Source organism: Streptomyces sp. NBC_00328 (assembly GCF_036139655.1).
Classification (GTDB): Bacteria; Actinomycetota; Actinomycetes; order Streptomycetales; family Streptomycetaceae; genus Streptomyces.
The window spans coordinates 9921592-9944451 of record NZ_CP108013.1 but is presented as its reverse complement, the minus strand read 5'-3'; the positions used below and the strand labels follow the sequence as shown (position 1 = coordinate 9944451).

Annotated in this window: 15 protein-coding genes and 4 pseudogenes; 11 read left to right on the top strand and 8 right to left on the bottom strand. The window is 68.5% G+C overall.

Annotated elements, in window-relative coordinates:
• Positions 1–154: 154 nt before the first annotated feature.
• Positions 155–2605, bottom strand: coding sequence for a DEAD/DEAH box helicase (locus OG485_RS43740; protein ID WP_328663213.1), 2451 nt, complete (start codon positions 2603–2605; stop codon positions 155–157).
• A gap of 190 nt (positions 2606–2795) precedes the next feature.
• On the opposite strand from OG485_RS43740, the gene tap reads away from it, so the two are divergent.
• The 3 genes from tap (at position 2796) to OG485_RS43725 (ending at position 6046) form a co-directional block, all read left to right on the top strand.
• The gene (gene tap, locus OG485_RS43735) at positions 2796–5027 is read left to right on the top strand and encodes a telomere-associated protein Tap (RefSeq protein ID WP_328663215.1); all 2232 of its coding nucleotides are present in this window, start codon (positions 2796–2798) and stop codon (positions 5025–5027) included.
• A 12-nt stretch (positions 5028–5039) separates the two neighbouring features.
• Positions 5040–5597 carry a telomere-protecting terminal protein Tpg gene (gene tpg, locus OG485_RS43730; RefSeq protein ID WP_328663217.1) on the top strand — a complete coding sequence of 186 codons (558 nt, stop codon included), beginning with the start codon at positions 5040–5042 and terminating at the stop codon, positions 5595–5597.
• 179 nt (positions 5598–5776) lie between these two features.
• Entirely contained in the window at positions 5777–6046 is a 270-nt protein-coding gene (locus OG485_RS43725) for a hypothetical protein (RefSeq protein WP_328663219.1), read from the top strand.
• A 302-nt stretch (positions 6047–6348) separates the two neighbouring features.
• Here OG485_RS43725 and OG485_RS43720 read toward each other — a convergent pair whose 3' ends face one another.
• A complete protein-coding gene (locus OG485_RS43720; RefSeq protein WP_328663221.1) occupies positions 6349–7110 on the bottom strand; it encodes a hypothetical protein in 762 nt (253 codons plus the stop codon).
• A gap of 397 nt (positions 7111–7507) precedes the next feature.
• Here OG485_RS43720 and OG485_RS43715 point away from each other — a divergent pair.
• The 4 genes and pseudogenes from OG485_RS43715 to OG485_RS43700 all read left to right on the top strand — a co-directional run.
• Positions 7508–8013: pseudogene (locus OG485_RS43715) on the top strand (transposase); the annotation flags it as partial.
• 272 nt (positions 8014–8285) lie between these two features.
• Complete coding sequence (locus OG485_RS43710) at positions 8286–9155, top strand: IS5 family transposase (protein WP_328663222.1); 870 nt, start codon at positions 8286–8288, stop codon at positions 9153–9155.
• 70 nt (positions 9156–9225) lie between these two features.
• Positions 9226–10128: pseudogene (locus OG485_RS44190) on the top strand (NACHT domain-containing protein); the annotation flags it as partial.
• 661 nt (positions 10129–10789) lie between these two features.
• Complete coding sequence (locus OG485_RS43700; RefSeq protein WP_328663227.1) at positions 10790–11326, top strand: hypothetical protein; 537 nt, start codon at positions 10790–10792, stop codon at positions 11324–11326.
• A 108-nt stretch (positions 11327–11434) separates the two neighbouring features.
• Here OG485_RS43700 and OG485_RS43695 read toward each other — a convergent pair whose 3' ends face one another.
• Positions 11435–11584, bottom strand: coding sequence for a hypothetical protein (locus OG485_RS43695; RefSeq protein ID WP_328663229.1), 150 nt, complete (start codon positions 11582–11584; stop codon positions 11435–11437).
• Positions 11585–11879: 295 nt separating this feature from the next.
• Here OG485_RS43695 and OG485_RS43690 point away from each other — a divergent pair, with 295 nt between their 5' ends.
• Entirely contained in the window at positions 11880–13868 is a 1989-nt protein-coding gene (locus tag OG485_RS43690; RefSeq protein WP_328663231.1) for an NACHT domain-containing protein, read from the top strand.
• A gap of 218 nt (positions 13869–14086) precedes the next feature.
• On the opposite strand, the gene OG485_RS43685 is transcribed toward OG485_RS43690, so the two are convergent.
• Positions 14087–18490, bottom strand: coding sequence for a CHAT domain-containing protein (locus OG485_RS43685; RefSeq protein WP_328663233.1), 4404 nt, complete (start codon positions 18488–18490; stop codon positions 14087–14089).
• A 579-nt stretch (positions 18491–19069) separates the two neighbouring features.
• Here OG485_RS43685 and OG485_RS43680 point away from each other — a divergent pair.
• The gene (locus OG485_RS43680) at positions 19070–19576 is read left to right on the top strand and encodes a hypothetical protein (protein WP_328674192.1); all 507 of its coding nucleotides are present in this window, start codon (positions 19070–19072) and stop codon (positions 19574–19576) included.
• On the opposite strand, the gene OG485_RS43675 is transcribed toward OG485_RS43680, so the two are convergent.
• On the bottom strand, positions 19518–20324 hold the full coding sequence (locus OG485_RS43675; RefSeq protein ID WP_328663239.1) for an IS5 family transposase: 807 nt from the start codon (positions 20322–20324) through the stop codon (positions 19518–19520). The two genes, OG485_RS43680 and OG485_RS43675, sit on opposite strands and share 59 nt — an antisense overlap.
• A gap of 275 nt (positions 20325–20599) precedes the next feature.
• Between OG485_RS43675 and OG485_RS43670 the strand changes: the two genes are divergently transcribed.
• Positions 20600–21385 (top strand): hypothetical protein, encoded by a 786-nt coding sequence (locus OG485_RS43670; protein ID WP_328663241.1) that lies wholly within the window; start codon positions 20600–20602, stop codon positions 21383–21385.
• Positions 21386–21393: 8 nt separating this feature from the next.
• On the opposite strand, the pseudogene OG485_RS43665 reads toward OG485_RS43670, so the two are convergent.
• A pseudogene (locus tag OG485_RS43665) lies at positions 21394–21566 on the bottom strand (IS5/IS1182 family transposase); the annotation flags it as partial.
• Between OG485_RS43665 and OG485_RS43660 the strand changes: the two are divergent.
• Positions 21546–21770, top strand: a pseudogene (locus tag OG485_RS43660) (ATP-binding protein); the annotation flags it as partial. The pseudogenes OG485_RS43665 and OG485_RS43660 overlap by 21 nt on opposite strands.
• Here OG485_RS43660 and OG485_RS43655 read toward each other — a convergent pair.
• Positions 21736–22083, bottom strand: a complete 348-nt coding sequence (locus OG485_RS43655; RefSeq protein ID WP_328663243.1) for a hypothetical protein — start codon at positions 22081–22083, stop codon at positions 21736–21738. The pseudogene OG485_RS43660 and the gene OG485_RS43655 sit on opposite strands and share 35 nt — an antisense overlap.
• Positions 22084–22397: 314 nt before the next feature.
• A complete protein-coding gene (locus OG485_RS43650; protein WP_328663244.1) occupies positions 22398–22604 on the bottom strand; it encodes a hypothetical protein in 207 nt (68 codons plus the stop codon).
• Between the last annotated feature and the right edge of the window lie 256 nt (positions 22605–22860).

Below are 22860 nucleotides of genomic sequence, written 5' to 3'. Positions count from 1 at the left end.
GATGATGCCTGCGCGCACCTGGGCTACGCAGTCGCTTCCCGCGCTTGGCCGCCGGTTCCCGGCGCGCGGACAGCCAGCGCACGCCCCTCGGGGTTCTGACCTCGTGGCCACCGTGCTGGGTCCCGGCCCTCGAGGCGGCAGCCCAGAAATGGGCTTACGCCACGGCGGCGGGGACGGCGCCCTCGGTCGTCCAGTCGCCGTCGAAGAGCGTGGCGACCAGGCGGGCGTGAGCTTCGGGGAGTTGGCCGTCGCGGTGTTTGGTGCGGGCTTTGGCGAGCCAGGCGCCGAGCTTGACGGTGTCGCCGTCGACGACGATCTCCTCCCGGGAGGCGGGGGCGCGGCCTTCGCGGTGAAGGAAGAGTTCCAGGAGCTGGACGGTCTCCTCGAAGCTGCGGCGGGTGCGGCGGTCGGGGGTGAGCGGGTTGGTCTGAGGAGTGAGGCGGAGCGCGGTCATCATCTGCCGCTGGCCGGGGGTGAGGGCGGGCCAGGTGGTGAGCTGACGCTGCAGCCAGGACCCGATCTTCACCCCGGCCAGGACCATGTCGCGGGTGAGGGCGGCCGGGTCGGCGCCGGTGGCGAGGTGGGCGCGCAGCAGGTGGTACTTGCGGTGCCAGTCCGCGCCGTGGGGCAGGCGCCAGTCGGGGGCGAGGGCGGTCAGATCCTGCGCGCGGGCCGCGTCGAGCCGGTCGTGGGCGGCGAGGTGGCGTTGTTCGGCGAGCCAGGCCCCGACGGGGGTGGTGGCGGGGGCGGCAAGGTGGCCGTGGGCGCGCAGGTAGTCGGCGGCCGCGGTCAGGCGGGCGCGCCAGGCGGCGGCGTGCTTGTCCCAGATCATGTCGAGCGCGTCGAGTTCGGCGGTCCAGTCGGCTTCGAGGCGGCCGGCTGTCCGGGCGTCGCGCATGGTGGCGACAAAGGTGCCCAGCCGGTAGCCGGTGGGGTCGGTGTAGTCGGCGGGGACGTCGAGGTGGCCCATTTCGTCGCGGTAGTTCTGGGCGGCCGCGAGGCCGAGGCGGCGGCTGCGGGAGACGGGCTGGTCGCGGGGGTCGAAGGAGACCAGGTCCATCGCCTGGGCGATGCGCTCGGGGTGGACGGTGAAGTCGAAACTCCAGCGGCGCGCAATGACCTGGCTGGTCTCGCGGGGCAGGCGGTTGGCCTTGTCCGGCAGGCGCTCCATGATGCGGTGGTCGTGGCCGGCCAGCGCGCAGGCGATCGCCCACACCGGTTCGTAGGCGGTGCCCAGGATGTCCTGGCTGTCGGCGCCGGGCGGGATGTAGACGGGGACGATCAGGGAGGCGGTCTTGCCGGAGACGTCCAGGCGCAGCGCGCGGCCCAGAGCCTGGACGCAGCGCACGACGCTGCGGGTGGGGTCGGCGAAGACGATCGCGTCCACGCTGGGGATGTCGACGCCTTCGGCGATCAGGCGGGAGTTGGCCAGGATCGCGCAGTCGGCGGCCGCGAAGGCGGCGAAGGTGTCGGCGCGTTCGGCGGGGGTGTTCTCTCCGTGCGCGAAGAACATCTGCGGGGTGATGTCGGGGACGAGGCCGGGGTCGGTTCTGGCCAGCAGGCGCAGGGTGTGCGGGAGTTCGCGGGCGAAGCGGCGGGCGTCGGCGACCAGGTTGAAGTAGACCAGCACCTTCTTCAGACCGTGCTCGGTCATCGCGCGCAAGACGGACAGGTGCAGGGCGGTGGTGCGCAGCGCACCATCGTCGCCCTCCTCCCCCGCGGTGTCCGGGGCCGTGCCCGCGGTGCCCGGGGCGGGCATGTTCAGGCGGCGGCGCAGGTCGGCGTCGGTCAGCGTGGGCACCACGATGCGGTAGTCCGCGGCGCGGCCGTCCTCCACCGCCTGTGCGAGCGGATATTCGAAGATTTTTTTGCCGTAGACCTGCTCGTTGTCCATGGAGTTGGCGAACGCATCGACGTCGGAGGCCTGGGGAGTGCCGGGGCGGCGGCGCGGGCGGCTGGTGTCGGCGGACTCAGCCAGCTCCGGGGCGAGGAAGGTGCGGGGGGTGGCGGTCATGTAGAGGCGGCGGTCCGCGTGGATGCGTTTCGCGTCGTTGATACGGGACCACTTCTTGTCCGCGCGCCCGGCGATGCGGTGGGCCTCGTCCATGACCGCGAGATCGAACGCGGGCACCGCGTACCGGGTCTTGCGGGTCTTCTCGATCTTGTCCAGGGAGTCGTAGGTGCAGATCACCGTCAGCGCGGGGATCTGGTCCTCCTCGTCGCCGACCACGGACATCAGCGCGGCCAGGGTGCGCGGGTCGGTGGCCGACATGACGTGAGCGGCGACCAGGTCGCTACGGCCCTCCACGTCCATGGAGGAGACGATCACCATGTGCTCGAGGTGCCCGTCGCGGCGCCACGCCAGCGCCGTCTGCGCGGCCAGGTCCAGGGTGGGCACGACGAACAGGACGAGCCGAGCGTCGAGTTCGTCCGCCAGCCGGATCGACACCAGCGTCTTGCCGGTGCCCGTCGCCGACACGTACAGGGCGCGCGTCCCGGGCCGCCGCAGATGACGCGCCAGCCGCGAGAGGGCCTCGGCCTGGTCGGCGAACAGCCGCCGCCGCTCCTTCGGCTGGTCTGGGGTGAACACAGCGGCCACGGTCATGCGGGCTTCCTCAATCCGAGAACGGGGCGGCAGCCACAGGGCTACCGCGGTCGGGGAGGTCGGCGAGACCCCATTGAAGCCCCACCAACCGAGCATCCTACCAGCCCGCACATCATTCGTACGCGAAAAGTACGGTACTCGTACGCAGAATGTGCGTTTCATGGGATAGGGTTGGTAGCGGAGGTGTCCCATGTCCGAGCTCTTCGACGCGGTCGACGCGCTGATCGCGTCCCGGTCCCCGCTGCCGCCGCCGGCCGAACGCAGGCGACTGCGGCAGGCGCACGCCCTGACCCTGGACGAGGTGGCCGCGGCCCTCGACGTCCGGCGGGCGACGATCGGCGGCTGGGAATCGGGCAAGGCCGAGCCAAGGCCCCCGCAGCGGGAGGCGTACGCGCGCCTGCTCGCCCAACTCGCCCTCCTCTACCCGGCCGTGGAGACCGCAGCCCCGCAGCCCGAGGCCCCCGCACCGGAGGCGTCCGGTGCGACGGCAGCGCGACCCGTGAAGGCGACGGGCACGCCCTCCCCCGCGCCCACCTCTTCCCTCGCACCCTCGCCCGTTCCGGCCTCCGAGTCCGGGGACGCGGCCCAGGCGCCGCATCCGACGCCTGCTGCCGCGCCGTCCCGTCCGTCCTCGCGGCGTCCGGGCGCGCCGAAGGCCGCTGTGCGTACGCCCGACGCCGGGACCGTGCACGGACATGGTCCGCTGCTGGTCCTGAATGCCGACGCGGACGGTCAGGTGACCGGCTACGGCGTCGAGGGTCTGCTCCTGGACGTGCCCGCCAAGTCCCTGCCCGACCTGGTCGAGTGGGCGCTGAGCGAGGCGCAGTTGGGGGCGGAGCGGCTGCACGGTTCGGGCAAGGATGCCGACCCGCTGCTGGTCCTCACTCCGGCGGCGTGTGAGCGCTACGGTCTGCCCGCCCAGCTGCCGGAGGCGGCGAGGCTCGCCGGGCGGCTTCCGGAGGGGCACAAGGTGCTGGGCCAGCTCGAGCGTGCCGAGTGGCAGCTCACCAAGCGGGGATTCGGCCCGTGGGCGCGGATCTACCGTCCCGTACAGGGGGGCCGGCGCAGTTGCGTGCAGCTGTGCATCCCCTCCTGGCACGCCCTCGACGACCGTGCCTGGGGACATGCCGCGCGGCTGGATCCGGCGGAACTCGCCCGGGTGCTGGGCGTGTACGCGCAGCGGGTCGTGACACCGGTGGGGACCACCGCGGTGACGGGGCTTCACCTGATGACGGCGCTCAATCCGCCGACCCGCGCGAGCGAGCCCGACGCCGACGGCAAGCGGCACCGCGAGCTGCGGCCCGGCTCGCTGGGAACCCAGGCTCTGGATCCGGCGCCGTGCGAGGCGACCGACGGTCACCCCGTCCTGGCGCACCTGCCCCGCTTCCACGTGCGCGGGCCCGACGAGAAGCTGATGGAGGAGGCCTACGACTGGGCGCGGGAGATGACGGAAGCCGAGTGCATGCAGCGCTTCCTGGTGGGCATCGACGTGAACCTGGCGTTCGGCGCGGCCGCGAACGGCGCGGTCGTGGGCCTGGCCACTCCCCCGGTGCACGTCGTGCGTCCGGCGTTCGATGCGGCGGTGCCCGGCTCCTGGCTGGTCGACCTCTCCCACGTCGACCCGTCCCGGGTGAAGATCGGCAAGCAGTGGAGCAACCTGGACGGCGACCTGCTGCCCAGCGCGTTCACGCCGACCGGCGAACGCCCCACCGGTCCGGCCTGGTACGCCACCCCGACGGTGGCCTACGCCGTCGAGCTGGGCTATGACGTCGCCCCGCTCGAGGCCTGGCTGCGCCACGACAGCGGCCGGTACCTGGACGGCTGGTACAAGCGGCTGCGTGACGCCTACGTCGCCACCATGGCCGATCTGGGGGTGGGCGAGAAAATGGGCCCGCGCGAGTTCCTTGAGGCCATGGACGGCTACAAGCAGCGCGATGCGGAACTGGCGATCGTCCTGGACGCGGTGAAGATGACCGTCAAGGGCGGCATCGGCAAATTGCAGGAGAAGGCGCGCGGCCAAGGCTGGAAGCCGGGCAACACCTGGCCCGCGCTGGCCCGCCCGACCTGGCGCCCCGACATCCGCGCCGCCGTCATCTCCCGCGCCCGGATCAACATGCACCGCAAGATGCTCAACCTCGCCGCGGCCACCGGCCGCTACCCCATCGCGGTCCTCTCGGACTGTGCCGTGTACGCCGCCGACGGACCCAGCCCGCTGGACGTGCTGCCCTACGGCGCCGACGGCAAGACCGTCGCGGGCAGCTTCCGCCTCGGCGTGTCCCCGGGGATGGTCAAGCACGAGGGCACCCAGAGCGTGCTGTGGGGGGCGGAGAAGTCCGAGGAGCTCGGCGGCGACGGCCACATCGCCAACCTCGCCCGCTACATCAAGACCGGCCGGGCCGACGGCCCGGACACCGGGAAATAGAAGGGGGACAGCATGGTCACCGTCGCGGAAGAACTCGAGCGGGCGGTCCACGGCGCGTTCACACGCCCCGTTCCCAAGTCCGCCGGGGCGCAGATGCGTTACCTCGTCAAACAGCACGGCGGCAGGACGAAGCCGGTGGCCGAACTCCTCGGCGTCAGCCAGCGCACCGTGGAGCGCTATGTGAACAACCAGATCAAAACCCCCCGCCCGCAGCTCGCCGACCGACTGGGGGCCGAGGTCCTCGCCCGCTGGCAGCCGCAGGTCAGAGCCCGGGCCAGGCAGGCCGCGGTCACCACGAGCGGCATCATGATCGACGTCCAGGGCCGGTTCGGCTACACCGCCGCCGACGGCAGCACCGACCAGTCCCGCGTCCGCCACCTCACCCTCCCCCTCCCGCCCCACCACGCCGCACGCCTCCTCCAGGCCCAGCAGGACGGCACCGACGAGGACGACCTGCGCCAGATCGCCGCCGAAGCCCTCGGCGAGGTCTACTTCCGCGACAACGGCCGCCGCGCCCACGGCCTCGAAGTCGAACTCACCGACCTCGTCGACCTCCGGTTCGAGCTGTAGACGAGAACAGACACCCCGGCGACGCGTTGTGCCTTCAGGGCAGGTGTCTACAATGCCGCGAGCCGCTGAGGCGGATGACCGATCTGACGCCGGGGCTACGGGTGTGCTGAGGAAAAAGATGATCTCTGTGACTGTGGGGTGCACGGTCCTGGCGGCTGGTGGGCCTGCCAAGGAGCACAATGATCTTCCTTCTTGAGATCTTCGTCTGGGGGGCTGCTGCCGCCCGCACCCTCGTGACCACGTGGTGGCTCGCGATCCCCGCCCTGGTCGTACTCCTGGGCCTCGGCTTCAGCAAGATGCGGGACTGGCGTCAGGTCGTACGCTACGAGGCCGACGTCAAGGCGGGCCGTGTGACACCCATCCTCGACCAGCTCTGCGACGACTGCCGGAACCGGGGCATCTCCCTCACGATCTGCGATGCGTGCAAGGAACGTCTCTCAGCCGCCTGACCGACTGGCCCCTTCGGGGGCCTGTCAGCGCGTAAGCGCGCGGGGCCTGCCAGATAGAACCGTCAGGCAGGAGGTGGCAGGAACTCGCCCGTCGCAGATCGAATGGGACGACTTCGACGAACTCACCAACCTCGATAAGGACTCTCGGCATCTGCGGTCGCAGCGGCAGCCAGCCCCGACCGACGGTGTGGGGCTGCCGAACAACATCACGACCAGGGATTCAGCCCAACGATTTTCCTGCCGTCCACAGCGGGAGGAGTTTCCCTAAGCCGAGTGACTACGCCACCGCTTCCGGAGCGACCTCACAGACTGACGCCGCCGCGGCCGCCCCGCCCCAACTTCCTCCTGGCAGCTGCGATGGCAACTGCCTTGATCCTGATCTCGTCGAGGCTCGGCTCTTCGACGACTGGCGCGGCAAGGCTGACGCCCTTGGGAGCCAAGATTGCCTGAACGCTCGCGACGTAGCCGCGAAGCTTGCTGACATTTCGTGCGTAGACCGCCTCACCGAGCATGCGTGTCGTGTCGTTGAGCACAAGCAACGGAGTCGGGTGCAGGGCGTACTTGGCCGCCTTGACGACGGCTGACAGGTGCTTGTCACCGCGCGCGGCTTCGGCGGCGATCTCCCCTACCCAGCCCTCGATGCCCGAACCGGGCAGCATTGCCTTCCCCAGGGCGTCTATGGTCCCTGCCGCCGTCCGCTCTCCCGCATGTACGGGCTCGTCTGCCTCCTGCTGGATCAAGTCGTCGGAGAGTCCGCAGGAGACCCAGTTGTGGGAGCGCATCATGACCGCGATCCAGGCCGCGTTGTCGATGAGGCTCTGCAGCTCACGATGAGTGCTCGGCACCGTGCACGGTGAATCCGGCGGGAGGAACCCTCGCAGCTGTCCGACCAGTTCCGTCGCTGTCGCCTTGAGTTCGGCCTGCATGGTGAGGTCCCCGAGCATGCCGCGGGCCCGACGGGCTGTGCGCAAAAGCTGGAGAGCCGTTTCCTCACGGCTTCTGGCGGTCTCCGGTCCGCTCGTGAACTCCGGTCGTTCTGGTCCGGTCGGAGTGGTCTCGGCCATGTGCCTTCTCCTCTCTGCTGAGGGTCCGGTGCGACTCTATTGCGGGTGCGGCAAGATCGAGTTTCCTGTGGGCAGGAGGCTTCTGAGGGTTCGCACGGGTCGTTTGTGGTGAGCTGGCCTGGCACAACGGGGCGAGGACCGTCAGTGCGGTGGCGCGGGCGGGGGTGAGAGCGTTTCTGGTGGCGCGGTGGCGTTGTTCTGCGCACCAGGCGCCGACAGGAGTGGTCACCGGGGCGGCGAGGTGGCCGCGAGTGCGGTGGTCGTCGGCGGCGGCGGCGAAGTGAGCACGCCGGGAGGCGTCGGGCTTGCCCCCAGATCGTGTCGAGGGCATCGAGTTCGGCGGTGGAATCGGGGTCGAGACTGCCGGCGCTGCGGGCTTCTCACATCCTGAGGCCTGTGCGTGCTGGACGCGCAGAGCGTGAAACCTCCGCGAACGTGCCCGCGGCCGGCCAAGGCATTGATGCCGGCAAGAAAATCGCAGGTCGCAAGTGTCATATCGGAGTGGACACTCTCGGTCTGCTCCTCGCTGCCTGGGTCACCGCGGCAAGCGTTTCCGACAACGTCGGCGGCATGCACCTGATGTCCCACATCGCCGCCACTCACCCTCGCGTGACCAAAGCATGGGCCGACACCGGCTACCGCACCAAAGCCATCGACCACGGCGCCCGCCTCGGCATCGACGTCGAAGTCGACCAACGCGAGTCGGGCGTCAAAGGCTTCAAGGTGATCCCGCGGCGCTGGATCGTCGAGCGCGCCTTCGGCTGGCTCATGCATCACCGCCGCCTGGCCCGCGACTACGAAACCGACCCCCACCGCTCCGAAGCCATAATTCACGTCGCAATGATCGACCTCATGAGCCGACGACTCACCAGCGAATCCACCCCCAACTGGCGCGACACCTGAACCTCGAACCAAACAACCTCGCCGGGAAAAACACTCTTTAAGAGGTCGTTTTCATCTTGAGTGCGGCACTCTGGGTTGGTTTGTTCCGCCTCTTGGTGTGTTGCTGGTGAGTCTGTGGAGGCGGTTCTTCTCGGTGAGGCTGGAGGTGTGACGGATGGGATGAAGGTCTGCTTGCGCCTGTCTCATTCCAGGACGTCCAGGTCTGTTCCGTGCTTCGACGCGGCAGGGTGCACGCCTGGGCGCACGCCCCCGGGCAGCGGTATGTCCAGGTCATGACGGAACGTCGTGCGTATCCGAGTGATCTGTCCGATGCCCGCTGGGAGTTGATTGAGTCGGTGCTGTCAGCCTGGCGCTTCGAGCGTCGCGGCCGGGCTCTGGACTTCGGCCGGCCCCCGAGGCATGACCTGCGCGAGATCATGAACGCGATCCTCTACGTGGATCGCACCGGCTGCCAGTGGGCCTATCTCCCGCACGACTTCCCACCGCATCAGAGCGTCTACGGCTACTTCGCCAGATGGCAAAAGGACGGTGTCTTCGCCCAGCTCAACGGTCTGCTGAGGGAGTTGGTGCGCCAGCAGGAAGGAAAGAGCCCCGAGCCCTCGGCCTGCGTGATCGACGCGCAGAGCGTCAAGACTTCCACCAGTGTCCCTGCCGCGAGCCAGGGCATCGATGCGGGCAAGAAGATCGTGGGCCGCAAACGCAGCATCATCACCGACACCCTCGGCCTGCTGCTGGCGGTGCTGGTCACCGCGGCCGGCGTCCAGGACTCCACCGCCGGAAAAACCCTCCTGGACCAGGCCGCCGCCAGCCACCCCGGCCTACGCAAGGTCTGGGTCGACGGCGGCTACCGTCAGCACCTCGTCGAGCATGCAGCCACCCTCGGCATCGACATGGAAATCACTCAACGCAAGCCCGGGACCAGGGGATTCACCCCGATCCCGAAACGCTGGGCAGTCGAGCGGACCTACGGCTGGCTGATGCTCCACCGCCGCCTGGCCCGCGACTACGAAACCCTGCCCGCCCGCTCCGAAGCCATGATCCACATCGCCATGACCGACCTCATGGCCCGCCGCCTCACCAGCGAGAACACCATCTCCTGGCGCGACCCGACACCAGCACACCAAAGCCGCATTCAGGGATGAAACAACAGGATGAAACGACCTCTAAGAGAGGCGATGGGTAGCTGACCTGCTCTCTGCACGGCGTCGGCATATGGCGTCTTGTCACAATTCGGCGCCGAAGGTGACGATCGTCTGCTGTTACTCGACGGGCTGGCAACCATGCAACCTATGCAACGATCGCGAACCCGCCCGGCCTACCCTCATCTACGTAGTCCTGCAGGTCGCCACCGTGGCGCTGGCGCTGTGGCTGTCCAAGCAGTCCCAGGTGACGCGGCTGTACCCCGCGCTGATCGCCTTGGCCCCCACCCTGCCGGGCGCCTACCTGGCCTGGGCGGCCTACCGTGACGACCGCCGCGAGGCCGCAGCGGATACTGACGCAAAGGCCAAAACGCTGGCTGCCGCCGTGGCCGCGGCCGAGACCCGACAGCGCGCCCAGCTGATCGGGCCCGGCGCTCATCGCATCGATGTGGCCTTCCATCAGCGCATCGAGCCCGCGAACAACGCAACCGGCGCCGCCCCTCACGGCCACCTCACCGACATCGTCACCTACTACCAGGGCCTGCGCCCCGCTCGTCTGGCCATTACCGGCGAACCGGGCGCCGGCAAGACCCTGCTCGCCTTGGACCTCATCCTCGGCATGCTGACCCACCCCAGCCGCACCGACACCGACCCTGTCCCGGTCCGTTTCTCTCTGGCCGGCTGGGACACCGACCGCCCTCTGCAGGAATGGCTCGCCCACCAGGTCCACCAGCAGTTCCGGGACCAGGGCATCACCCTCGCCGACGCGGCCGTGCTGGTGGACAGGCACCGCATCCTGCCGGTGCTAGATGGCCTGGACGAGATGGACACCGACGCCAACCCGGCCGGCCGCCGCCGCGCCGCGCGCGCCCTGCAGGAACTCAACGACTACCAGCACTCCACCGGCAGCGCTCCGGCCATCCTCACCTGCCGCATCACCCAGTACGAGGACCTGGCCGCCCTGGACCTGCGGATGCGTGAGGCCGCCCGTATCGAACTCGACCCCGTCTCCCCGGGCCAGGCCGCCGCGTATCTCACCTCCCGTAGCACCAGCCCCGACCGCTGGAGGCCTGTCATCGACATGCTCACGACCGCGCCCGGCGGCACCCTGGCCCGCGCTCTTGCCACCCCCTGGCGCCTCAACCTGGCCGCTACCGCCTACGAAGAACGCCATCCCGACACGCTCGCCTACCTCCGCGAACCGGACCACCTGCTCACCATGGGCTCCCCCAGCGCGGTCCGCGACCACCTCCTCGCCCGCTACCTGCCCGCGGCCGCCCATCAGCACCCCACCCGCCCTGGCCGCTACCGCCCCGACCAGGCCCACCACTGGCTCGCCACGCTCGCTGCCCACCTCACCACTACCATCCCCACATCAGCCGGAAGCGGCACCGACATCGTGCTCCACCAGCTGTGGCCCATGGCCGGTCCCCGACGCGTCCGCACCGCCGACGCCCTGCTCGCTGCCCTCCTTGCCCTCGCCTTCGCCGCACTGCCCCTAGCCCAGACCCGTATCGGCTTCTCACCCCGCCAGCAGGTCAGCGCCGCAGGGTTCGCACTCGTCGCCCTGGGAACTGTCTGGCGGGCCAGCGGCGGCATCATCCCAGACCCTCGTGGGCTGGCTCAGTGTCGGGCCCGTGACCGGACTCGCGGGCTGGCTCGCGACCGGACTCGCGGGCCGGCTCGTGGGCTGGCTCAGTGTCGGGCTCGCGACCGGGCTCATGGTCGGGCTCGTGACCGGACTCGCGGCACCCCTGAGTGCTGCTCCGCCAACAGACCCGCGCTATCCAGTACGAGACGATCTCGTGGTCGGGCTCGTGGGCGGGGTCGGTGTCGCGCTCGCGACCGGGGTCGTGGGCGGGGTCGTGGGTGGGCTCCGCGCCGGGTTCGCGGTCGGGTTCGCGGGCGAACTGGGTGCCGGGTTCGCAGGCGGGCTCATGGTCGGGCTCGGCGCCGGGTTTGCGATCGGGCTTGCGGGCGGGCTGTACTGGCTCACTGGGGTTGGCCGCCGCTACCTGGTCTTCCTCTGCTGTGCCCGAACCCGGTTGCCCTGGCATCTCGGAGCCTTCCTGCAGTGGGCCTACGAGGCAGGAATCCTGCGGATCTCCGGTGTGGCGTACCAGTTCCGCCACCGGGAACTACAGGACTGGCTCACCGCACACCCCACTCTCTGACCACGGCTCCCTACCGGATGTCGCACTGCACGATGGTGTGCAGCGCAGTGAGCTGGCGGTGGGCAGAGAGCTGCTGAACGAGGAAGGGCACGCGGGCTGCTTCGGCGGTTAGACCTCGATGTACGCGACGACCACGACGGTGCGCAGCGCGGTGACGAAGTACACGACCCGGACGGATCGCCAGACCCGGCTGGGGACGGGATCTTCATCCGGCCAGCCCCATGGCCCGACGCTCAGCCCGCCACGAGGTTCGCGCACTCGCCAACTGAAGTGCTCAGTCAGACCGCTTCTGTGACTCAGCACTTCAGTTGGCTACATGACAACCCGTTTCGGGACCGCCTGTCACGGTTTGAGAACAGCACACCAGTCTGCCCGTGGAGCTCCGGGCGAGCTGGCAAGTATCAGAGTTGTGAACTCAGCTACGGGGCGAAGCGGTCGGCGCTGGCTGCAATTGGCGACTGGCGTGTGCGCGGGATCGGTAGCCGCGGCATTGGTATATGCGGTCTGGCAGGTATCGCGTGGACAGCTCGAACCTGCGGATTGCGCAACGGTGGTGGGTGTCCCTCTCGCCGTAGCCAGCCTGGTGGTAGGTCTTGCGCAATTGCGCGCGCCGCGCGACGGTGCTGACGCGGCGCGTGCGAAGGAGCAGGCGGCAACGCTGGCTCGCCTGGTGGCCACGAGCGAGGGTCTGGTCCTCACGCAGCTGCTGGGCAGCGACACTGCGCGGATCGACCTGCACTACGACCGTGTGCCGAGTCCGGGGCGGGCAGCACAAGCGCCGGTGGCCGGGCTCGCCGTTGCGGACCCCCCTACGGGGCTCCCAGACATCACGGCCTACTACCGCTCCACTCGCCCGGCTAGATTGGTCATCACCGGCGCCCCAGGCGCTGGCAAGACCGTGCTCGCTCTGCAACTCCTGCTCGGCCTGATTGCAAAACGTGACACCGTTGACCCGGTGCCGGTGCGGGTCCCGCTGGCTCAGTGGGACACTGACATTCCCCTACGCGATGTTCTCGTACAACGGCTGGTCGATGCTTTCAAAATGCAGCGGGCAGTTGCCGAAAATCTCGTCGCCCACGAGTTGGTCCTTCCGCTGCTGGACGGCCTGGACGAAATGGATCCGCCCCTGACTAACGGCGACCCCGACCCGACCGCACCCAGGGCCCGCGCCGCACTGGAGCAACTCAGCAAATATCAGAATGCTGGGGCGGCGGCGCCACTGGTGCTCACCTGCCGCACCGCGCACTATGACGCCCTTGCCACGATGGATCCCCTGTTGGACTCGGCCCGTATCGCTGTAGCCCCGGTAGACGCCTGCCCGGCGGTTGCCTACCTGGCGGCCCGCGCTCGCGACCTGCCGCGCTGGCAGCCCCTGCTGAATCACATCACCACTCAGCCGGGTTCCGTGCACGCGGTACTGCTGTCGACGCCGTGGAGGCTGTGTCTGACCGCCACCGTCTACCACCGCAGTGGTGACCCCGCGGAAGTACTCGCCCACACTACCCCTGGCGACCTCGACGACCACCTCTTAGGCCGCTACATCACTGCCGTCACCTCGGCAGCCGGCGAAGACGCCAACCCTCACAGATACGACCCGCGCCAGATCCACCACTGGCTCCACCAACTCGCTACCCACCTCGCCCCGACTCCCTCCACTCCGGCCCGCACCGACATCGACCTGGGCAGTCTGTGGCCACTGGCCGGACAAGCTCTGGTCCGTACTTGCGGCGCCCTTCTGACCACCCTGATCATTTTCCTTCCTTTGCCTTTCGTGCTCTTCGCCCAGGTCACCACGACCGTGCATTTATCCTTTATGTTCCCGATTCAGGTCACTGTGCCCGTGGCCTACATCGCCTCCGGCGGTATCGGAGTTTTAGCCCTGATGATCGGGATCAATTACATAGTCGCCGGACCAGGAGATGCGGGGCGTCTCGGTCTTCGCCGGCTGGCGACCGCCGAAGGGTGGAGGCAATTAACAAACGACCTGGTGATGGGGACGCTGTTCACGCTGTTCTGCGGGGGGATCACCTACCTGTTCGCCTTGTATGTGGTCGTGCTGCCCGTCGGTTTGATGTTCGGAATGGCGACCGTGCAGACGGTCGCGCTGGGGACCGGGCTGGCAGGGGGGCTGGCATGGGGGGTGTTCTTCTTGCTGGTGGCGGTGACACAGGCATTGGGCGCAGCGCAGAATTCCGCTGCCAAGCCCGGTGCGGTCATCGGCGAGAACGCACGGCTCGGTCTGGTTGCGGGCCTAGTGGCTGGGCTGATAGTCGGGTTGGCGTCGGGACTGGCCGTAGGGCTGACGGTGAGGCTGTGCGGCGGGATTGCGGCTGGCCTGGCAGGCAGCCTCCTTTCCGCGAGCTGTGCGTGGAGATACTTGGTGTTCCTTTTGTGCGCTTTTAGGAAAGTGCCGTTCCGCCTGGCCCGGTTCCTCGACTGGAGTTGCCACACAGGGTTGATGCGGTACTCAGGTCCGGCCTACCAATTCCGGCATCGCGAGTTGCAGCTGTGGCTCGCAGCCCACCCGGACCCCGTCACCTGACACCCGCATGGGTCACGATCATCTGCGCAGCCCAGGGATGCCACCCATCAGGCCTTCCGGCATGCGGGCCCTCGATCCGCCAACTCGGGCTTTTTGATCTGGTGGTATTTCACGTACAGCAAGAACCGCTTCATCGGCGACACCTCTGGCCGATATGAGCTGGCCAACCGTGTTGACCGCACCGCAGGGAAGTCCATGAACGGCGAGGGCACCGGATCTCATGCGCCCGCGTGCACGTATGCCGCCCAGTGGTGCGGCTGGCCCGGCAGTCGTCGGCGCAGCTCACGGACGGCACGGTGCAGAGCGTGTGCGCTGTCATCAGGGCCGTCAGACCTCCCCATGCTGTGTTGATAGAAGGTTCGGGTCACCTGTTCAGCGTGCACGCTATCGATCTCCCAGAGTGTGCCCACCGCAGCAGGAAATCCCGCCAGCAGGAACGCGCTTGCGATGTGAATCGCCTCATCGCTGAGCCGGTCCGAGGTACGTGCCGTACCGCATGCCGTGACAAAGGCCAGACGGGCTGCAGCTGGCCGGGCCCGGCAGATCTCCACAATGGACAGCCGCTCACCGGCCGGTAGGTCTAGCCAGGCGCCAGACGGCTCAGCCGGATCGGCGGAGGCGTGGCAGCCGAAGTGCGCCCACCGGACGCCCTCGAGCGCGTCGAGCACGGCGGCGCGTGTGGCAGCGGCACCAACGAGCGGAGCTGGCGCCTCGAGCACTTCGGCAGCGTAGCGGGCCGCTGCCTCCACACCGGGCAGCTCGTCGTCGGAGACCGCGACGACAAGGGCACCGTCAGAGGGGGTATCCGCGCGCCGCTCGCGCTGCGCAGCCTGTCTGCGCGCGTGTGCCAGAACCTGGAACCCTGGCACGTAGGACGACACAACGGCTTCGAGCGCGGCACCGCACCCCTGTAAACCGCAGTCCGCGATAGTGCACTGAGCAGCATGCAGGGGCAGGACGTTGAACGCCCCTGTTGGCACCCACCATATCCGCGGCCAGTCCCCGCCCTCAGATACCGGCGCTGCTATGCCCAGGTGGTCCAGTACAGGGCGGGCAATGCTGTGCCACGTCCAGGACAGGCACCGCTGGAGCGTCGCCGCAGCATCCATCAGCTCGGCGGGGGACGGCCGGAACCTACCTCGGGCATTGATCGCCTGGATCGCATCGCGCAACTGCCTGGCCTGCTTCGCCAGCTCGTGGCTCTCAACATCGAGGAGAAATGCTGTGATCGACTGCTCCGTGACGACGACGGCCTGACAGAGAGACTTACTTTCCAGCAGCAGCACCACTGGCCCGTGGGAGGCCAGACCGCGCAACTGGCCGGCGGTGAGCGGATGGAGGAAGCTGTCGAACCCGGGCAGCCCACGGATGCGTTCGACGAGGTCGTCGAGGGAACGTGATGCCTCCAGTGCCTCGAACCGGGTCCGCTCGGGGACACGACCAGCAGGAGCGGTGATGCGTTCGGCAAGTTGCTCGAACTCGCCCGCCAGTTCGGGGTACGCGGTCCGCAGAGCCGTGAGATCGGCCCGCGTCTCGATCCGTCGAGAGAGCAGCAGGCCTCGCCCACGTTCCAGCACCTCAAGGGCCCGGTCCACGTCAGGGCCGGTAGCGGGTCTCGCGTGGGCAAGGGCGGCGCGTGGCAACGCGGTCAGGTCGAATCCCGGCACCCGCATATGGCCGCGGTCATCTCGGAGGCCGATCACCAGCAAGACTGCCGCGATGGTCGTCCGAAGCACCCCGTCAAAGGACATCAGCCCATGCTCGGCAGACTGCTGGTCACTGCCCCGGTCAGTGATCCGGGACAGAATCCCGACGGCCGCATCCAGATGGGAAAGCGCGACGCGGAAGCGTGGATCTGTCCCCTTCATGGCATGGGTCGCCCTGTCCATCTCCAGGTGTGCGTGGTACACGGGCGCGATCGCCGCGGCATCGACTTGCGCCTGGTCACCGTTTGGACGCGGCAGATGCCGGAGCCGTCGCATCGCATCCGCGATGGGGTCGGCAGGTTCCGTGCTCTCCTGGACGGCGTCATCCTGAGGCTCTGGCATTTCCACGGGCGGAGGGAGTTGAAGGATGATGTCCAGGGCCCGCGCGGCTTCAAGCCGCAGGCTGTCAGCGGAGTCTTCGAAGCCTTCCAGAGCAAGGACGTCGGCGGCGTCCAGGGCCTCGGCAAGGAGCGGCAACGCGCGCAGCGGCATGTCCGAGAACCCTTGGGCCCGCTGGATGAGCGCGCGGGCAAGCGCCCCCGCAGCGTAGTTCCGTTTGGGGTGACCGGGCTGGCACTGGGCGAGCGTTGCCCGGCATCGGTCCACCTGGTCATCGGTGATACTCCTGTGGAGCCCACCATTGGGGCCGATTCCGTTCACCAAGTTCAGGTAGCTGTCCCCCATCACGTCGAGCCCCAGCTCGCGTGATACATCACCGCCCACGCTGGTGCCGAGATCTTTAAGCCGCACAGCGATCTGCCGGGCCCGGTCGAGCTCAGCTGGATCATGGCCGAGCAAATAGTTGACGACAGCGTTGTGGAATTCGAGATCAGCGATCAGGACGGCTTTCCGGACCTCATGTCCCGGGTCCTCGGCTTCGGCACCGTCGTCCTCCTGGGTCTTGGCGGCTGACGCGTCCCGCGCGGTCGCCTCGGCCAGAACGGCTGCGGCCTCGCGCGCGGCTGCCGGGTCGCTGCGGTCCATCGAGATCAGCGTCAGGGTCTGAGCCAGCAAGAAGTCGGTCAGTGCAGAGCTCTCGGGCGAGTGCGCGTGGGCGTAGCGCAGCAGCGCTGCGGCTTCATTGCCAGTGGCCGGGTCGCCGGTCGAGCCGAACCGGTCGCGGAGGACAGCACCGAGGTCCTCCGACAGGTATGCCCGCCGCACAGTGTCGTCTTCGGGGATGAGCCCCATGGCCTCACGCATGATGGCGATGTTGTGATCGCTGGCGGGGTCGTCGGGCTGCAAGCCGGCGTACTTGGACAGCAAGGTTGCGGAGAGCGCGAGTTCCGGATCATCGACGGTACCGTCTGGCTCGCAGTTCACGGCATCGACGACGGCGATCTGCAGGGCTATGCGGTAATGGCCGTCTGCCAGGAAGCCGGTCAGCGTCAGGTCGGGCGGTGCGATGGCAGCGGTCTCTGCCGCCAGGGAATCAGCTTCCGCTTGCAGTTCGGCGGCCCTGCCAGGCTCAGATGTACGGAGCTCGCAGGCCCGAGTGCCCACGAGGCCGGCCAACACAGCGACGTACAGGTGACGGCGCGGGTCATCGGCAGGGACAGCGCCGAGAGCCGAGCGGAACCGTCCGATCTGCTGTTCGGAGACCGCATATTCGAGGGGGTCACCTGATGACTTGACCCATGCCACCATGCTGTCCAGGAGTTCGGCGAGTTCCCCACCGATCTGCAGAGTCTCCCTTTGTCCGCCAGCGTGTTCCTCAAGTGTCGCCGGGTCGTCAAGGAAGTCGCCCGAGTCGAGGAACGCGTCGACATCCAAGAATAAGTCGGCGTCGGGGAAGTCGAAGTCGTCTGCCAATCCGAGGCGAGTGAGGAAGTCGAGGCCGTAGTGTCGGGTCGCGTCAGCTCCCGGCTCCTGGGCCCGCAGGTCGGCTGCCTCACGTGCTGCTGCCGCGTCCCCGCGTTCGTGGGCGAATGCCTCCAGGGCGTCGGCCAGTGCAGATATGACTGCGATACGGGATGGATGGCCGACCGGGGTGGCGTCGAGGGCCGCACGCAGCCGACGTACGGCGCCGGCGATCCATCCGGCATGGTGATTGAGCATGCCGATGCGTGTGGACATCAGCCCCATCTGCAGGTCGAACTGCCCCGTCCACGAGGTCGCGTAGCCTTCGAGCCACCGCACGGCGCTCAGCAGATCCCGGGTCTCGGGCGGGAGCGGTCCAGAGGGCATGGCATCGATCATCCGGTCGACTTCGTTGAGCGGGGGCCGCCCGAGTACCTGGGCGGCGTGGACCATCGTGCTGAGGGCAATGGCGGCTGTCTCGGCCACGTCTGGGTCCATGCGCTCGGGCCCGCTCGCGGACAGCACGTCGCACACCACCTGCCCGTGCCGGGCAGCGCGGGCCAGTGCGTCGGGATCGGCGTCCAGTTCGAACCGGGTCAACTCGATCTCGAGGGCCTTCAATTCCAGCTCGGCATTCGGGGCAAGTTCGAGCGGAAGGAGCCGCCTCGCCTGCGCGGACCAGGCTAATGCGCGCTGCAGCGCAGCCATCTGCCCAGCGTCCCCGGACCAGGGCTCGGAGGCGGCCGAGTGGTGGGCGTCGGCGACGAGCTGCGCGAAGCGGGCCTCGACAAGCGGGGCAGCATCGGCATCCTCGACGGCGACCGCCGGCAACACCATGTGCTCAGGTGCACGCGGGTACAGGAAGCCGAACGCGGCGCTCACGACGGCAGTGTTCAGGGCCGCGTCAGGGTCGCTGGGTCCCAGGTGCCGGAGATGGAACGTCCACAGGACAGCGTGGACCACCTCCAGGTTGATAGCTGCCTCCGGCCACGGGGCCGCCCTGCAAAGCAGCGCGAACGCCTCCTCGACGGCCTCAGGAACACGCAAGGGCGCGGGACTGTCGGTCTTCCGCGCGGTCAACAGCCGTGCCAGAACGCGGTTGTGAAGTTCACTCACCGACTCAACGTAGTGTGGCGTAGCGTGGTATTTCATAAATTCGGCAGGATCCGCGGGGGGCACCGTGTTGCGCGACGCCAGGAACAGAAGCGCCTACGAGGATGCTCTCGAATACCTCTGCCGCCACGCGGAGTCATTGCGCACAGCCTTCAGCCCCGCTGACTGGACCAGGTACTTCACCGCCGTCCGCGACACTCAACCCGCAACCGACGCCTGGCGCTCAGCCATCCTCAGCCTTCACACAGCGGCCGTAGATGCCAACATCCCGGGCGGCCTCGGCCTGGGCTCCACGATGTCCGTCGGCGACTGGCCAGCCGGGCCACCGCCCAGAGCAGTCGGCTGGGTCTGCCCCACCGGCGGCTGCCCTCGCGTGGACCTGCCGGACGGCAACACCCTTGATTCGCCCGGCCCGCTGTGCGCACTCACCGGCGGGCCACTCCGCCCAGTGGACTGAGTTAGAGGTCGTTCTCTTTCCGAACCTTGTGTGCGGATTCCGCTGGTCAGACATGGGATGGCATCTGTCGCGGAAGTCTCGGCTTGTTGCCGGTCGAGATGTTGCGGGGGTGGCGGATGCCGTCGATGCGGGCGGTTCTGGAAGCGCGGCGGAAGGCCGCGGTGGTGCGGGTGGAGGAGCTCGAAGCCGAACTGGAGCGGGTGCGGGCGGACTTGGCGGACGCCGAAGAAGTCCTCAGGCGTCGGGTGATCGGGCTCGAGCAGTATCTGGAGGCGCTGGCCGAGGAGGAAGCGCCGGCCGTGGTGGTCGGCGGGCCGTCGCGGAAGAAGCCGGTGGGTCCGCGCCGTGCGGTGCCGCATCGGGAGAACGCGGTCGGGGTCGAGGATCTGTCGGTGGACTACCGGGCGGTGATGGCTGCCGCGGCGGAGGCCGGAGTCGAGGGGTTGGGTGCCCGGCGGACAGCGGTGGTACTCGGCTGGGACAGTGCCTCCGTCTCACGCGTCGAGGGTGCGAGAGCACGGTTGAAGAGGCTGGTGGAACGGGGCTGGCTGGTGGAGGCGAAGCCGGGAAGGTTCACGACGCCGCCGTCGGAACAGGTTGATCATGTCGGGCGGCCAGACGGCGGCTCATGAGTGCGATCATCGACCAGCGGATGACGGCTTCGCTGGTGTCGGTGCGTCGCTCGTAGTCCCGGACCAGACGCCGGCTGCGCAGGAGCCAGGCGAAGGATCTTTCGACGACCCAGCGGCGGGGCAGTGCCTGGAAACCTTGGACGTCCTCATGACGGCGGACGACGTCGAGGACGAGCCCGAGATGCCGGCTGGTCCAGTCGGTGAGGTGGCCGGTGTAGCCGCCGTCGGCCCAGACCCGCGTCAGCCGCCGAAAGCCCTCCTTTGCCGCGGGCAGAAGGATCCGGGCGGCGTCCCGGTCGGTCGTGGACGCCGGTGTGACCAGCACGTTCAGCAGAAGTCCGAGCGTGTCGGTGAGCAGATGCCGCTTGCGCCCGTTGATCTTCTTGCCCGCGTCGAACCCGCGTGAGGCGTGGGCGACGGTGGCGTCCGCCTTCACCGACTGCGAGTCCACGACCGCGGCACTGGGTTCCGGGCCGCGGCCCTCGCTGGTGCGGACGGCCTCACGGAGCCGTTCGTGCAACTCGGTCACGAGGCCGGCGTCCCGCCAGCGGGCGAAGAAGGCGTAGACACGCGGCCAGGGCGGGAAGTCGGACGGCATCGCCCGCCACTTGATGCCGTTGTCGACGAGGTAGCGCACCGCGTCGATCATCTGCCGGTGGCAGTAGCCCTCCGGTCGGCCGCCCCGGCCTGCCAGCCAGCCCGGAACTGGCAGCAGATCCTTCACCAGAGCCCACTCGGAATCGCTCATGTCCGAGCCGTACCGGGGCCGGCGATCCGGCCGGTCGGCCGCGTTCCCGAACCTGTGGGCGAGGCAGTCACACCCACGAGTGGACCAACTGGACTCGGCAACCGTGACCACGCGACACTTCGACAACAGGGCCTCTTGCTTCTCGCTGGACTCGACATCCGCGAGCTACCAAGAGGCCCTTCTTCCATGCCTGCACACAGAACAACTCACCCGAACCAGGCCCCTGTTCGAACCCCACCGATCACACGGCCGGATAGAGAACAGCCAGTTAGACGATGGGTCTGCTCGTCGAACTCCAAAAGCGCATCCCTGATGGCTGGCTGCTGCGTCGCCTGCTGCCTGCCACCCTGTTCGTGGTGGTGGCTGTGGTTGGGGGCGGGCAGCTCGGCTGGGCGCGCTGGTCGGATCTCAACCTCGCCTGCCAGCGAATTGCCTCCGGGCTGCGGCCCGACCAAGGCCTCACCTCCAGCAGCGTCGCGGTGCTGGTCCTGCTCGCCTCAGCGGCGGCCGCGGCCGCTTTTGCCGTGCCGTTCGCAGCGAGTGCGGTCGCCGCACTGACATGTGGGGCCTGGCCCTGGTGGCTGTCCCCGCTCGCACAGCAGCTCACTCACCGTCACCACCACCGCTGGTCGCAACGCGAAAGAATCGCCGTGGAGGCCGTCCGGGCCCGCGCCAATGGGCACGAAACACGAGCCGCCCGACTCGACGCGCGCCGCGCACGGATCTCTCCTGACCAGCCCACCAGTCCAACCTGGTCCAGCAACCGCCTGCGGACCGCCGAGCAACGGATCAAGCAGACGGCAGGCACCAACATTGCGGAAAGCTGGACCACCCTGGTTCTGACCGCCCCAGACCCCGCCCGGGAAGCGCTGATCGCCACCCGCGACGCGTTCGACCGTGCATGCGAGGCTGTGGTCTGGGGCCTCGCCTTCACCATCGTCGGCCTCTGGTGGTGGCCCTCGGCGCTCGCCGGTGTTCTCGTGTGCTTCGCCTCCTGGCGTGCCCTCCGTCGCTCCGTCGAGACACTCTGCCGCATCACCGAGGCGGTCGCTGCACTTTAGACGGTGTCCTACACGGTCAGTTTGAGGAGCCGTTTGTAGCAGCAGATGACAGCTGCCGGTCCAGAAAGGCGAGGCAGGTGCCGGGTTTCCGTTCGTAGCGGTGGCTGAGTCTGCGGTAGCTGGTCAACCAGGGCATGGTCCGCTCGATCACCCGCCTCTGGCGTCCGAGTCGTTCGGAGGCTGGATCAACACCTTCACCGACCCCGGCTTCTGCGCGGCGATCGTCGACCGCCTCACCTTCAACCGAGCGATCATCGAAACCGGCACCCAGTCCTACCGCCTCGCACATACCAGGGCCCAGCAGCAGCTCAAGGCTGTCCTCTGCACCCGCGACCCACGCTGGAACAGGATCAGCGCCCCCGCTCGGCCCACTCCCTCAAGCTGAGCGCCCGCTTCATGCGGGCAGCGATGTCCGTCTTCGCCGTCGTGTCCGGTGTCTCTGCCAACTCCTCGAAACTGGCGGGCCAGACGTCCAGCAGACTCAATACCTCCTCGCCGGTCCAAACCGTGAGCAACAACTCGCACCGCCACTGCGGCGACACCTCCGGTCGATGGCTGAGCCTGTGCTCCATCGCCGGGAACAGATAGTGCACTGCCGCCGCCTGGACGTGCTCCCGCAGCCAATCGGCCGGGAGCCGCTGGCTGAAGCCCAACCGCGCCGCTTCCTCCTCCAACAGGAGCAGCTGATCGGTGTCCACGGCCCGGATTGTCCGCGGAAACACTGCAGTCATACCGCGATCATGCCATCAGACGAGGCCGGTGGAGCCAGCTCGCACCGACAGCCGGGGCCACTTGAGCACGTCACACCGCCCCATTCGATCTCCGGATGGGGCCACGTCAAACCGTCCAAGTGGGGCCGACTCAAACCGTCACGGCCATGACCAGCAGCACATCAGGTCAAACATCCTTCCGTGGCTCCCAGAACTCATCGCATATACCTGCAGGACTGCAGGCCAACGGCACGCGATCACAGCAACCAGGGAGTCCTCATACGCCAGGTCTGACTGTCTGCTCATGCGCGGCGCAGGCATCCGGACGGTACCTGGCCTCCGGGCACGACCCGCCACAGGCTCCCGCCGCCGCACTCGCGGTACTGCGACCAGGGATCCCGGCCGACGGCGACGATGCACGACCGCACCCGCTCGCCCCGGCGCAGGTAGCGCACGATCGGCGAACGCGTCGTCGCGACCGGACCCCCGTTCCACGCCGGCCTGCGCACCGCCACCTTCTGCACGGCCCGTCAGGTCGACGCGCAGGGCGCGGCAGCGGCAGCGGTCGGCGGAGCAGCGGTCAAGGCGGTTGCAAGGACGGCGGCCGCCATGGTGAGCAGACGTCGAGTCAGGTACATACGCGATCAACCCCGCCTCCCGCCCGGTCACGGTTCCCTTCCCAAGATCACCCGCCAGGGGCAGCTTGTCGGCCCTGCCCGCGCGGCCGCGAGCAGGACGCCGGGCAGCCCAGTCCGCCGCCTCAGA

What these genes read in the sequence shown, in the direction of transcription:
- OG485_RS43740 (WP_328663213.1), bottom strand. Translation starts at nt 2,605, where the DNA reads ATGACCGTGGCCGCTGTGTTCACCCCAGACCAGCCGAAGGAGCGGCGG.
- tap (WP_328663215.1), top strand. Translation starts at nt 2,796, where the DNA reads ATGTCCGAGCTCTTCGACGCGGTCGACGCGCTGATCGCGTCCCGGTCC.
- tpg (WP_328663217.1), top strand. Translation starts at nt 5,040, where the DNA reads ATGGTCACCGTCGCGGAAGAACTCGAGCGGGCGGTCCACGGCGCGTTC.
- OG485_RS43725 (WP_328663219.1), top strand. Translation starts at nt 5,777, where the DNA reads ATGATCTTCCTTCTTGAGATCTTCGTCTGGGGGGCTGCTGCCGCCCGC.
- OG485_RS43720 (WP_328663221.1), bottom strand. Translation starts at nt 7,110, where the DNA reads ATGGCCGAGACCACTCCGACCGGACCAGAACGACCGGAGTTCACGAGC.
- OG485_RS43710 (WP_328663222.1), top strand. Translation starts at nt 8,286, where the DNA reads ATGACGGAACGTCGTGCGTATCCGAGTGATCTGTCCGATGCCCGCTGG.
- OG485_RS43680 (WP_328674192.1), top strand. Translation starts at nt 19,070, where the DNA reads ATGCGGGCGGTTCTGGAAGCGCGGCGGAAGGCCGCGGTGGTGCGGGTG.
- OG485_RS43675 (WP_328663239.1), bottom strand. Translation starts at nt 20,324, where the DNA reads ATGAGCGATTCCGAGTGGGCTCTGGTGAAGGATCTGCTGCCAGTTCCG.
- OG485_RS43670 (WP_328663241.1), top strand. Translation starts at nt 20,600, where the DNA reads ATGGGTCTGCTCGTCGAACTCCAAAAGCGCATCCCTGATGGCTGGCTG.